We start from the raw sequence: 11,103 nt of genomic DNA on the forward strand, positions 1-11,103 counted from the left end.
GGCGTAGTTCCAATAAACCGTGTGGGGGAGCGGGCGTCACGCCCCTCGAATACGTGGCTTGACGCCGGATGCCGATCTTGATAAAAGCCGGCCGGTGCGGTCGCCCCGAGGGTGACTCGGCTGCCTGGCCCAGATGCAGGCTGACCACCCCGACCGGCGGCGATCGGCCCGCGGTACGGATAGCGTTCCGCACGGCGGCCCGCGATGGATCGCCTGACGGACGAGGGGAGTTGACAGACGTGAAGGTCGGGGTCTACCTGGCGCACCCCCGGGCGGGGAGCTTCAATCACGCGCTGTTCGAGGCGGTGACGGACACCTTGGCGGCAGAGGGGTGCGAGGTGTCCGCGCACGACCTGTGCGCGCAGGGTTTCCCTCCCGTGCTGACCGCCGACGAGACCGAGACGGTCGACGCGGCGGGGGCGTCGACCGACCCGCTGGTGACGCAGCACCGCGCCGAAGTCGCGACGCTCGATGCGCTCGTCTTCGTCCATCCCAACTGGTGGGGCATGCCGCCGGCCGTCCTGACCGGCTGGGTGCAGCGGGTGCTGGTGCCCGGCGTGGCCTACAAGCTGGGGCGGGCCGACGGCGAGCCGGCGGGCCTGCTGCGGGCCGGCCGGGCGCTGGTGCTGAACACCTCGGACACCCCCGGGGAGCGGGAGGAGGGCGAGTTCGGTGACCCGCTCGCGCGGGTCTGGGCCGCCTGTGTCCTGCCGTACGTGGGGGTGACTGACGTACGCCGTACGGTGTTCCGGACGGTCACCGACTCCACGCCCGGCGAACGCGCGGCCTGGTTGGCCGAGGCGCGTCGAGAGGCGTCGGCCCTGCTCGCCCGGTAGGCCGGGCGGCATCCGGGCGCGGCGCGGGGACGGCCCGGTGGTGCGGCGCCCGCCGTCAGCCTGCGGGGGGCCGGGTCTGCGCGGGCTTCAGCCCGTCGAGGGTGAGGTCGAGGAGGCGCTCGGCCTGGTCGCGTTGCTCGGGCTGGGCCGAGGTGAGGGCGATGCCGGCCAGGATGGCGAACACGTCGGTCGGGCGGATGTCGGACCGCAGCGCACCGGCGGCGGTACCGGCTTCCATGAGGGTGGCGATCGCGGTCTGGATCATCTCGCGGCTGTGGCCGTAGGGGTCGCTTCCCGAGGCGACAACGGCTCGCAGCGCATCGGCCATGCCGAGTTTGGCGGTGGCGTAGTCGATGAAGCGGCCCATCCATGCCCGCAGGGCCTCGCGTGGGGGCAGCGTCGCCAGGAGGCCGGGAACCGCATCACACAGCCGTGCGACTTCGTTGCGGTAGGCCGCCTCGATCAAGGTCTCCCGGGTCGGGAAGTTGCGGTAGAGGGTTCCCGTTCCCACCCCCGCCTCCTTGGCGATGCGTTCGTAGTGGGCATCCAGGCCCTCGTCGGTGAACACGCGCACCGCGGCAGCCAGGATCTTGTCCCGGTTGCGCTGCGCGTCGGCCCTCAGTGGGCGTCCCGTATCCGGTGTCATCGCCTGCCCGCTCCTCGTCCCCGGTTGCAAAGTGGAGGAGCCTCCACTTACGGTTCGAGATAACCGGCGGCGCCTCCACTTCCACTGTAGGTCAGACGCCGCCCTCATCCCGCCTCCGGAAGGACCCGTCGTGTCGGAAATCGAAGGCAAGGTCATCGCGATCACAGGTGCCAGCAGCGGGATCGGCGAGGCGACCGCGCTGCTCCTCGCCGAGCGCGGCGCGAAAGTCGTGCTCGGAGCGCGCCGACCGGAACGCCTCGAGGCACTCGTCGCGCGCATCGAGCAGGCCGGCGGCCAAGCCGTCCACGCACGCACGGACGTCAAGCGCCGCGAGGACCTGACGAGACTGGTCGGGCTCGCACGCGACCGGTACGGCAAGCTCGACGTCCTGGTCGGCAACGCCGGGATCGGCCTCATCTCCCCGCTCGACGACCTGCGCGTCGAGGACTGGGAGGAGATGATCGACGTCAACCTCAAGGGCGTCCTGTACGGGATCGCCGCGGCGCTGCCCGTCTTCCGGGAACAGGGGTTCGGGCACTTCGTCAACACCGTCTCCACGGCCGGACTGCGCATCGTGCCGCTCCAGGCGGTGTACGCCGGCACCAAGAACGCCGTACGCACCATCTCCGAAGGCCTGCGACAGGAGGCCGGGGACAGCGTGCGCGTCACCGTCGTCTCGCCAGGGGTCACGCGTACGGAATTCGCGGACTCCATGGCGCCGGAGATGCAGGCGCAGGTGCGCGCCCGCATGGACGAGATCGCGATCCCGCCGCAAGCCGTCGCCCGCGCCATCGCCTTCGCCATCGAACAGCCGGCCGGTGTCGACGTGGGCGACATCGTCGTCCGACCCACAGCCCAGAACTAGTGACCTGCTGGATACGCTGGCGTGTCATGATCAGCCGGAAGGTGCCGCGATGAGCCAGTACTTCGACCTGGGCGACGAGACCCTGTGGAACCCTTCCAACGGAGCCGCTCGGTTGTTCCAGCGTCAAGTCGCGGTCTTCGAAGCGGAACTGGGGCTCCCGTCGGGCATCGGACCTCTGGAGAACGACGAGTGCCAGATCACCCCGGACATCTTCGAGACGTTCGTCAACGCCCTGCTGGCGCATCACCGCGAAACGGGTCACGCCATCACGCTCGCGCTCTCCGAAGGCTTCACCGCCACTGCGCTGGTTCTTGCAGAGCGCGCCGGGATCCCGGTGCATTGGACACGTCTCGGAGCCGATCCTGCGGCCCCGCTCAGCGACGTACAGGTTTCCTCCGGCACGGGAATGTCAGCCCCGGCGGGAGGCAGGGACTGGGCTGTCGGCCTACGCGAGAAGGCGCGAGAACTCGGGTCTCGCATGCCCCGCTGACCCGAGGTGACATGCGCGCCGAATCGTGCCGTGCCACCCTGTTCACAGGCCTTCGGGGGTCGATGACAGCCGCGACGAACGGAGCGCGCTGTGGGAATTCCGATCCGTGTCCGGGCGCTGTCGCTGAGGCGCCGAGCGGCGGCTGGTTTCGCCGCCCTGTTGTTGGTGGCACTCGCCTCGGGTACGGGTGCCCGGGCAGCCCCGTCACCCTCCCCGGTGCCCTCCCCCTCCCCGTCACCGTCGCCGTGGCCCTCCGGTGTGGGAGATCCGGGCCGGCTCGACCCGCGCATCACGGAGATCATGCGGAAGCCGGAGTACCGCCACGCCCAGTGGGGGCTCCTGCAGACCGAACCGGCCGACGGGCGGGTGCTGCACAGCCTGTTCCCCGGGCAGTTCTTCATCCCCGGCTCCACCGCGAAACTGTTCGCCGTCTCCGGAACGTGGCGCACCCTCGGCACGGACCACCGCTTCGTGACCCCCGTCTACGCGGTCGGCGAGCGGGCCGGGGCCACGCTGACCGGCGACCTCGATCTCGTCGCCCAGGGCGATCTCACCCTGGGCGGCAGGACGCGCCCGGACGGCACGGTCGCCTACACCGACCTCGACCACACCTACGCCGACGACTTCCCCGGCGCGACCCTCACCCCGGAGAACCCGCTCGCCGGGATCGACCAGCTCGCCCGGCAGGTCCGCGACTCCGGCATCACCCGCGTCGACGGCGACGTGATCGTCGACGGCCGGCTCTTCGCCCCCGACCCGGTCCTCGACCCCACCCCGACCCCCCTGATCATCAACGACAACCTGATCGACCTGCTGACCAGGCCCGGCGACCGGGCGGGCGCGGCCGCCCGGCTGGACTGGCGGCCGAAGGTCGCCCCGTACCAGGTCACCTCCACGGTGAAGACCGTCGCGGCCGGAAAACCGACGAACATCACGGTGACGGCCACCGACAGCGGCACCCGGATCCGGCTGTCCGGCACGATCGCGGCGGACTCCGAGCCGCTGCTGCGGACCTCGCCCATCACGGACCCGGCCGCGTTCGGCCGTACCGCGCTGATCGAGGCACTGGCCCGGGCCGGGGTGGAAGTCTCCGCCGCCGCGACCGCCCCCAACGCGGTCGCCCGGCTGCCCCACGACTACGAGGGCCGCCCGCGGGTGGCCGAGTACACCTCACCGCCCTACGAGCAGTACGCCAAGCTCATCCTCAAGGTCAGCCACAACTTGGGCGCGAACCTCGGGATCTGCCTGATGGCCGTCACGACCGGCAGCAACCAGTGCGAGGACGGCTTCCCGGTGCTCGCAGCGTTCCTGGACCGGGCGGGCGTCGACCGCAAGCAGGCGGAACTCATGGACGGCCGCGGCGGCAACCCCGCCGACCGGGCCACGCCGCAGGCGCTCGTCCAGATGCTCGCGTACTGGCAGCGCACACCGGACGCGCAGCGCTTCCGGGAGGCCCTGCCCATCCTCGGCGTCGACGGTCTGCTGGCCGAGAACTGCCGCAGCTGTCCGGCGCGCGGGAAGGTGTTCGCGAAGACCGGCGCGGCCGTCGGAGGCGACGCCCTCAACGACCGGCTCGCCGTCGGTGCCATCACCATCGCCGGCTACCTCGACAAGGGCGCCGGACGCTTCGACACCTTCTACGCGGGCGTCAACGGCGCGTCCACACCGACCACCGACCCCGCCGGTGTCCTGAGCATCGCCAACGACCTCGCCCTGATCGCCGCCTACCTCCAGGAGTCGCCCTGAGCACCGGACGAGGTGGGCCGCCGAGTCACCGGCCGCTGCCGCTGCCGCTGCCGCTGCCGCTGCCGCTGCCGTACGGCGTCAGTCGGCTGCCGGGGACTGCGGTGCGTCGGCCGGTGCGTAGAGCAGGTGCATCACGCCGGTCGCGAAGGTCTCGGACTTGAGCAACTTCAGCGGGTATGGGCCCTCGCCGTCAGCGAACAGCCGCAGGCCCTCGCCGAGGACGATGGGGTGCACCAGCAGCCTCAGCTCGTCGAGCAGGCCGGCGGCGAGGAGCTGACGTACGAGGGAGACGGAGCCGGTGACCGCGATGGGCTTCTCGCTGTCCTCGGCCCTCAGCGCCTTCACGCCGTCGAGGAAGTCGCCTTGGAGCTGCTCGGAATTGCGCCACGTGAAGTCGAGGCGGTGGCTCGAGACGACGACCTTGCGCGTGTCGCCGAAGTCCTTGGCCAGGCCCGCGTCGTCGCCGCCGGCGAGCTCGCGCTCGGGCCACGCCTCGGCGAAGACGTCGTACGTCGTGCGGCCGAACAGGAAGGTGTCGCTGGACCGGATGTCGCCCATGACGGCGGCGCCCATCTCGTCGTTGTAGTACGGGAAGTGCCAGGTCTGGGGCTCGGCGACGACGCCGTCGAGGGAGATGAACAGGCCTGCGGTGATCTTGCGCATGGGGGCTCCCTGGGTTGCCGAGCGGGGGTTTCGGTTCGCCTTTTCATGAGGTAGACGGACCGGCACCCCGAAAATCATCGGCGGCCCGGTCTGAGATTTCGCGCGCCGCGCCGCGCCGCACGCCCGCGCCGCACGCCCGCGCCGAGTCCACCCCGAATGGCCTGATCCACCGGCCGCGCGCACCCTGGAGATGTGAAGACCGAGGCGCCCGCCACGGTCCGCGGTGCCGTCGCCGGATTCCTCGAGAATCCCGTCGTCGGCATGGCGCCGTGGATCATCTTCTCGCTCCTGGTCGGTCCCGGCAGGTTCGAGATCGCCGTCGTGCTCGCTCTGGCGGCGACGATCGTGCTGGTGGCGGCCGGGCGGATCATCAACAGGGGCAGCACCTGGAAGCTGCTGGAAATCGCCGACCTGGTCTTCTTCGCCGTCATGGCCGTCATCGGCGCCTTCGCGAGCGACGGCACCCGCCGCTGGCTGGAGACGTACGCCGGAGAGGTCTCCAACATCGCCCTCGTCCTGATCGCGTTCGGGTCCATGGCGGTGCGTGTCCCGTTCACCCTGCAGTACGCGCGGGAGCAGGTCGACCCGGCGTACTGGCACACGCCCACGTTCCTGCGGACCAACTACTACATCACCGGGGTGTGGGGGCTGGCGTTCCTGGTCGCCGCCGTGGCGGGCGCGTACGGCGACCTCGTGCTGCGCAACCCGAACAACATCTGGACCGGGTGGATCATCCAGATCCTGGCCATCGTGGCGGCGCTGCGCTTCACCGCCTGGTACCCGGACGTGGCCCGTGCCCGGGCGCTGCGCGCGGCGGGCCAGCCAGGGCCGGAGCCGCCGCACCTGGCCGGCATGTTCCTGCCCCTGGCCGGACTGCTGGTTCCCATCGGGATCGCCGTCCTGATCTTCGACGACAACGTGTGGTGGCTGGGCGTGGCCCTGATCGTGGGCGGCGGCATGCTCACGAAGGCCCTGACGGCCCGCAACTGACCCCGCCCGCGGGGGAAGTCGGCCGCCTTCCGCGCCTCGCCGCCCGACGGCGTCATGCGGGGTGCTCGGCGCAGAGGCATCCGACGCCGCGCTCGATCCACTCCCGGCCGGACCACTCCGGATGCCGCTCGATCAGCAGCGCCCGGACCTCGGCGACGATCTCGGCCTCGCCCATCGCGGAATCGCGCCGCCGCCAGGTCTCGTCGCGCAGCTCGCGCAGGTAGTCGCGGACGCCGGTGAGCACCTGCGTGCCGCCGAGTTCGCCGTGACCGGGCACCACCACCTGGGGGGCGGTGGCGGACAGCCGCTCCAGCACCCCGAGCCAGCGCACGCCGGAGACGTCCGTGTCGTACGGCGGGAACCACGGAAAGATGGCGAACTGCCCGGTCTCGGCGAGGTCCCCGGTGAACAGCACACCCGCGTCCGGTACCTCGACCACCTGGTCGCCCCTCGTGTGGCCCCGGCCCGTGGGCCGCAGCCGTACGGTCCGGCCACCGCCGAGGTCCAGCTGATGGCCGTCGTCGTAGACCACGTCAGGGGTGGGCACCCGGATGCCCTCCAGGCGGCGGGCGATCGGCCCGCCGAATCCCCGGAACATCTCGAGGTACCCCGGCCCCTTCGCCTTCAGGTCGTCCGCCTGGGCCCGGTTGACGAGGTACGTGGTGGCCTGATCGGTGAACACCTGGGCGCCGAATGCGTGCTCGGGGTGGAAGTGCGTCGTGGTCAGGTACAGGCGCCGCCCCTTGGCCACTTCGGACGCGAGGCCGAGCACCTGCTCGGCGTTTTCGGTGCCGATGCCCGTCTCGACGACCAGGACGGCCTGCGTGCCGCCGATGATGCCGATGTTGGGTACCAGTCCGACCCCGTGGTTCGGGATCACGAGCAAGTCGTGGGCGATCTCCTGGGCGCCGGCAACCTGCACGGCGGGGTCGGGCATCAGTTCGTCCGTCATGCTCCGATTCCACTGCCCGAGCCCGACCGCCGTCCAAGACCTGCTGTGCCGCGCCGATACCGTGCGGGTATCGTTCCTGGTCATGGAGCTACGCACGCTGCGCTATTTCGTGGCCGTCGCCGAGGAACTCCACTTCGGGCGGGCCGCCGCGCGGCTGCACATGAGCCAGCCGCCACTGAGCCGGGCGATCAAGCAGCTGGAGACCGACCTCGGCGCCGCCCTGATGCACCGCTCCGCCGCCGGAGTCACGCTCACCCCGGCCGGGACGGTGCTCCTCGACGAGGCCCGCACCCTGCTCCGGCAGGCCGATCAGGCCCGCGTACGAGTGGCCGCGGCGGCCGGCGCCGCCACCATCACCGTCGGCCTCTTGGGCGACGGCACCGACCGGGGCGCCACGCGGCTGGCCGCCGCGTACCGCAGGCTGCACCCGGGCGTCGAAGTCCGCATCCGCGAGACCGACCTGACCGATCCGACCTGCGGGCTACGGGCCGGACTGGTCGACATCGCCCTGACACGAGCACCGTTCGACGAGTCCGGCCTGACGGTGCACGAGCTGCGCGCCGACCCGGTGGGCGCGGTGCTGCGCGCCGACGACCGGCTGGCCCGCCGCGACCGGCTGGCGCTGGCCGACCTGGCCGGTCGGCGCTGGTTCCGGTTCCCGGACGGTACCGACCCGATCTGGCAGTCGTACTGGAACGGCGGTGAGCCTCGCGAAGGCCCGGTGGTGCGGGCCGTCCAGGAATGCATCCAAGCCGTGCTCTGGAACGGCACGGTCGGGATGACCCCGCTCGGGCACCACCCACCCGGCGAGCTGGCCGTCGTACCGCTGACCGACATGGCGCCGAGCCGCGTCGTGGCGGCGTGGCGCGAGGGCGGCACGAACCCGTTGATCCGGTCGTTCGTCCGGATCGCGACGGCCGCGTACCGCGACTGAGCGCCGCTCCGCGAACCGACCGGTGCCGGGCCGCATCCCTTCCAGGCGATGCCGGAGCCAAGCGTGCGTCGGGATTCGTTTAGGGCCTGTCTTTCGGACCATGCCGGGCTCGCGGGCCGGCGTGATCCCAAAGACAGGCCCTAGCGGGTCGGGATGGCTTCCGGCCGTACGGACAGTTCGCGTTCGGCAACCGCGCGGAAACCGTGGGGCGGGCGGCCGGTGAGGCGTTGGACGGTGTCGGTGGTGCGGTCCTCGGCTCCCTCGGCGATGGCACGGTCCATCCCGGCCAGCATCGCGGCGAACTGCGCCGGTATGACCGCGGCCAGCCGGTCACGCATGGCGTCGTGGGTCAATCGGCGATGCACCACCGGGCGGCCGGTGACGTCCGTGAGGAGCGCGGCGATGTCGTCGTGGCTGAGTGCCTCCGGTCCGGTGAGGATCAGGTCGGTGTCGGGCGCGCGGTCGTCGGTGAGGGCCCGCACGGCGACGGCGGCGATGTCGTCGGCGTCGACGAAACCGACCCGGCCCGTCCCGGCCGCGGTCCGGATTTCGCCGTCGTTGCGGATGCTGTCTGCGTGGGCGTGCGTGCCGGTGAAGTTCTGCATGAACCACGAGGGCCGCAGGACCGCCCATTCGCCGAACAGGCCGGGCAGGGCCCTGTGTACCTGTCCCGCCGCCGGGCCGCCCTCGGCGATGGCCGAGGAGCTGAGCAGTACGGCGCGGCGTACGCCGGCGGCGCGGGCCTGCTCGAGGAAGGGCAGCATGACCGCGGCGGGGTCCGGGTCCCCGACGGGCGGGACGAGGTAGACGCGGTCTGCCCCGCTGAGGGCATCGCCGAAGCCGGCGGGGTCGTACCAGTCGAAGCGCACCGGCTCGGCGCCCGGGAGCGGGGTGCCGCGACGGCTCGCGGCCTTGACCCGCCGACCGGCGGCGATCAGCTGCGCGGCGGTTCGGCTGCCTGTGGTGCCGGTGGCGCCGATGACCAGGGTGGCGCGGGCGGCGGTCATCGGACACCGCCCGAGGCGAAACCGATGCCGGATTCCTGGACGGCGAGCGGGTTCCAGTAGTCGCGGTACGCGGTGAACTGCCCGTCCTGCACGGTCACGACGGCGATGTAGGTCATGTCGAAGGGGCTTCCGGTCGCGACCAGGCGGCCCACGCCGCGCATCTCGACCACGATGGTCCCCGGGTCGGTGGTCTCGTGGATCCGTAGGTCGGGGAAGTCGTGCAGGTCGATGTGGTCGGGATAGTCGCGCATGTAGGCGGCGACGGCCTCCCGCCCCTCCAGCCGCCCGGGCCGGCCCGGGGGAGCGAAGGGGAACTCCATGAGGCCGTGCTCGGCCCACAGCCCGACCCAGGAGGCGATGTCCTTGTCCAGGAGCAGGCGCAGGCTGAGGCGGTACAGGTCCGCGGCGGGTGAGGTGATTGCGGGCATGAGGGTTCTCCGTCCCGTACGATACGGACCAGTGGTCCGCTTCTCGTCGAGAAAGATACGGACCGCTGGTCCGTATTGCAACCGGAGGGCGGAACCCCATGACTGAACGCAAGCCGCGCAAGGATGCGGTCCGCAACCGGGCGGCCGTCTTCGCCGCCGCCGACACCCTGTTCGCGGGCTGCGGGAGCCCCGAGGAAGTGACCATGGCCGACATCGCGACAGCGGCCGGCGTCGGCAAGGCGACGCTCTTCCGCGCGTTCGGCGATCGCACCGGGCTGATCCACGCGCTGTACGAGGCGCGGCTCGAACCGGTGTGGAGCGCCGTGGAGCAGGGCCCGCCGCCGCTGGGGCCCGCGACCCCGCCGCTCCGGCGCGTACCGGCCCTGCTCGATGCCGTTCTGTGCCTCAAGCTGGACAACCGCCACCTCGCGCTGGCCCTGGAGGGAACCGGCACGGGCAGCCCGTACGGGACGGAGCACTACGAGCGCTGGCACGCCTTGCTCCGGGACCTGCTGCAGCGCATCCCGGGTCTGGCCGACAGTGACTTCACCGCCCACGCGCTGCTCGCCGCGACCCGGGCCGACCTGGTCGCGTACCTGGCGGGTGAGAAGGGCGCGCGCCGCGAGGAGATGCGGGACCAGCTGGCGAGGTTCACCACCGCCGTCCTCGGTGCCCGCGCTGGTGACGCCGCGTCGGAGCCGGTCGCGAGCGGGCCGCGAACCACCGGTTCAGGCCACTAGTTGCGATCGGTCAGGCGGTCTTGTCACCGTTGGTGTGCGGTAGTTGGCTCATCGTACGAGGCAGTCAAAGGCCGAACGGAGCCGACATGGCAGTCGACATCGTCTACGAGACCCATGCGCTGACCGAGGACAACGAGAAGGGCATCGCCACCGGCTGGCTGCCGGGCAGGCTCTCCGAGCAGGGGCGACGGTTCGCCGCCGAGCTCGGCGTCCGCCGTCGGAACTCCGCACTCGCAGCCGTATTCGTTTCCGATCTGCACCGGGCCGTCGAGACCGCGCGGATCGCCTTCTCCGGCACGGCCGTCCCGATCCATCAGGACCCGCGACTGCGCGAGTGCAACTACGGCGAGCTCAACGGCTGCCCGGTCGCCGTGCTGGAGGCCCGGCGTGCGCGGCACATCGCCGATCCGTTCCCCGGCGGCCAGAGCTACCGGCAGGTCATCCAGGCCACCGGTGACTTCCTGCGCGACCTGGCCACCGGCTGGGACGGCCGGCGCGTCCTCGTGATCGCCCACTCGGCCAACAAATGGGCACTCGACTGCCTGCTGACCGGAAAGTCGATCGAAGACCTCCTCGACGCCCCCTTCGGGTGGCGAGAGGGCTGGCACTACACCCTCCCCGCCGACTGGCCCCAGGAGCAGCGGGGCCCGAGGCCGCTGCGGCACGCTACCGGGGACTGACCCCGGGGCGGCGGCATGGGGGAGGCGGGGGGGGGGTGGGGGTTTTCTGTGGTCGTTGTGGTGGGGGGGGGTCCCCTGCCCCCACCTTCCAGCTTCTTTTTTCGGTTTTCCTTCCCGTCTCCGTCT

13 protein-coding genes are annotated in these 11,103 nt (G+C 71.5%); 8 read left to right on the forward strand and 5 right to left on the reverse strand.

Annotated elements, in window-relative coordinates:
• Positions 1–239: 239 nt before the first annotated feature.
• A complete protein-coding gene (locus ACZ49B_RS38065) occupies positions 240–836 on the forward strand; it encodes an NAD(P)H-dependent oxidoreductase (RefSeq protein ID WP_468315664.1) in 597 nt (198 codons plus the stop codon).
• Positions 837–891: 55 nt separating this feature from the next.
• Here the strand turns inward: ACZ49B_RS38065 and ACZ49B_RS38070 are convergent, their stop codons facing one another.
• Positions 892–1,482, reverse strand: coding sequence for a TetR/AcrR family transcriptional regulator (locus ACZ49B_RS38070; RefSeq protein ID WP_468315614.1), 591 nt, complete (start codon positions 1,480–1,482; stop codon positions 892–894).
• 130 nt (positions 1,483–1,612) lie between these two features.
• On the opposite strand from ACZ49B_RS38070, the gene ACZ49B_RS38075 reads away from it, so the two are divergent.
• The 3 genes from ACZ49B_RS38075 (at position 1,613) to dacB (ending at position 4,583) form a co-directional block, all read left to right on the forward strand.
• A complete protein-coding gene (locus tag ACZ49B_RS38075) occupies positions 1,613–2,347 on the forward strand; it encodes an SDR family oxidoreductase (protein WP_468315617.1) in 735 nt (244 codons plus the stop codon).
• A gap of 49 nt (positions 2,348–2,396) precedes the next feature.
• On the forward strand, positions 2,397–2,837 hold the full coding sequence (locus ACZ49B_RS38080; RefSeq protein WP_468315620.1) for a DUF6086 family protein: 441 nt from the start codon (positions 2,397–2,399) through the stop codon (positions 2,835–2,837).
• Between the two features lie 258 nt (positions 2,838–3,095).
• The gene (dacB, locus tag ACZ49B_RS38085; RefSeq protein WP_468315623.1) at positions 3,096–4,583 is read left to right on the forward strand and encodes a D-alanyl-D-alanine carboxypeptidase/D-alanyl-D-alanine endopeptidase; all 1,488 of its coding nucleotides are present in this window, start codon (positions 3,096–3,098) and stop codon (positions 4,581–4,583) included.
• A gap of 78 nt (positions 4,584–4,661) precedes the next feature.
• On the opposite strand, the gene ACZ49B_RS38090 is transcribed toward dacB, so the two are convergent.
• Complete coding sequence (locus ACZ49B_RS38090) at positions 4,662–5,246, reverse strand: dihydrofolate reductase family protein (protein WP_468315626.1); 585 nt, start codon at positions 5,244–5,246, stop codon at positions 4,662–4,664.
• Positions 5,247–5,438: 192 nt separating this feature from the next.
• Between ACZ49B_RS38090 and ACZ49B_RS38095 the strand changes: the two genes are divergently transcribed.
• Complete coding sequence (locus ACZ49B_RS38095; protein ID WP_468315629.1) at positions 5,439–6,236, forward strand: hypothetical protein; 798 nt, start codon at positions 5,439–5,441, stop codon at positions 6,234–6,236.
• Positions 6,237–6,288: 52 nt separating this feature from the next.
• Here ACZ49B_RS38095 and ACZ49B_RS38100 read toward each other — a convergent pair whose 3' ends face one another.
• Complete coding sequence (locus tag ACZ49B_RS38100) at positions 6,289–7,188, reverse strand: MBL fold metallo-hydrolase (protein ID WP_468315631.1); 900 nt, start codon at positions 7,186–7,188, stop codon at positions 6,289–6,291.
• Positions 7,189–7,270: 82 nt separating this feature from the next.
• Between ACZ49B_RS38100 and ACZ49B_RS38105 the strand changes: the two genes are divergently transcribed.
• Positions 7,271–8,122 (forward strand): LysR family transcriptional regulator, encoded by an 852-nt coding sequence (locus ACZ49B_RS38105; protein WP_468315634.1) that lies wholly within the window; start codon positions 7,271–7,273, stop codon positions 8,120–8,122.
• Positions 8,123–8,262: 140 nt separating this feature from the next.
• Here ACZ49B_RS38105 and ACZ49B_RS38110 read toward each other — a convergent pair whose 3' ends face one another.
• Both ACZ49B_RS38110 and ACZ49B_RS38115 read right to left on the reverse strand, forming a co-directional pair.
• The gene (locus ACZ49B_RS38110) at positions 8,263–9,129 is read right to left on the reverse strand and encodes an NmrA family NAD(P)-binding protein (RefSeq protein WP_468315636.1); all 867 of its coding nucleotides are present in this window, start codon (positions 9,127–9,129) and stop codon (positions 8,263–8,265) included.
• The gene (locus tag ACZ49B_RS38115; RefSeq protein ID WP_468315639.1) at positions 9,126–9,557 is read right to left on the reverse strand and encodes a nuclear transport factor 2 family protein; all 432 of its coding nucleotides are present in this window, start codon (positions 9,555–9,557) and stop codon (positions 9,126–9,128) included. The genes ACZ49B_RS38110 and ACZ49B_RS38115 overlap by 4 nt, the downstream gene beginning before the upstream one ends.
• 98 nt (positions 9,558–9,655) lie before the next feature.
• Between ACZ49B_RS38115 and ACZ49B_RS38120 the strand changes: the two genes are divergently transcribed.
• Together ACZ49B_RS38120 and ACZ49B_RS38125 are read left to right on the forward strand one after the other, a co-directional pair.
• Positions 9,656–10,297: a TetR/AcrR family transcriptional regulator gene (locus ACZ49B_RS38120; protein WP_468315642.1), complete on the forward strand. Its 642-nt coding sequence runs from the start codon at positions 9,656–9,658 to the stop codon at positions 10,295–10,297.
• 86 nt (positions 10,298–10,383) lie between these two features.
• Positions 10,384–10,977, forward strand: a complete 594-nt coding sequence (locus ACZ49B_RS38125; protein WP_468315645.1) for a histidine phosphatase family protein — start codon at positions 10,384–10,386, stop codon at positions 10,975–10,977.
• Positions 10,978–11,103 lie beyond the last annotated feature (126 nt).

Source organism: Streptomyces sp. NPDC031132 (genome assembly GCF_055570595.1).

Bases quoted from the DNA above. Each gene is read 5' to 3' on its own strand.
- ACZ49B_RS38070 (WP_468315614.1), bottom strand. From the start codon at position 1,482: ATGACACCGGATACGGGACGCCCACTGAGGGCCGACGCGCAGCGCAAC.
- ACZ49B_RS38080 (WP_468315620.1), top strand. From the start codon at position 2,397: ATGAGCCAGTACTTCGACCTGGGCGACGAGACCCTGTGGAACCCTTCC.
- ACZ49B_RS38090 (WP_468315626.1), bottom strand. From the start codon at position 5,246: ATGCGCAAGATCACCGCAGGCCTGTTCATCTCCCTCGACGGCGTCGTC.
- ACZ49B_RS38100 (WP_468315631.1), bottom strand. From the start codon at position 7,188: ATGACGGACGAACTGATGCCCGACCCCGCCGTGCAGGTTGCCGGCGCC.
- ACZ49B_RS38105 (WP_468315634.1), top strand. From the start codon at position 7,271: ATGGAGCTACGCACGCTGCGCTATTTCGTGGCCGTCGCCGAGGAACTC.
- ACZ49B_RS38110 (WP_468315636.1), bottom strand. From the start codon at position 9,129: ATGACCGCCGCCCGCGCCACCCTGGTCATCGGCGCCACCGGCACCACA.
- ACZ49B_RS38115 (WP_468315639.1), bottom strand. From the start codon at position 9,557: ATGCCCGCAATCACCTCACCCGCCGCGGACCTGTACCGCCTCAGCCTG.
- ACZ49B_RS38120 (WP_468315642.1), top strand. From the start codon at position 9,656: ATGACTGAACGCAAGCCGCGCAAGGATGCGGTCCGCAACCGGGCGGCC.
- ACZ49B_RS38125 (WP_468315645.1), top strand. From the start codon at position 10,384: ATGGCAGTCGACATCGTCTACGAGACCCATGCGCTGACCGAGGACAAC.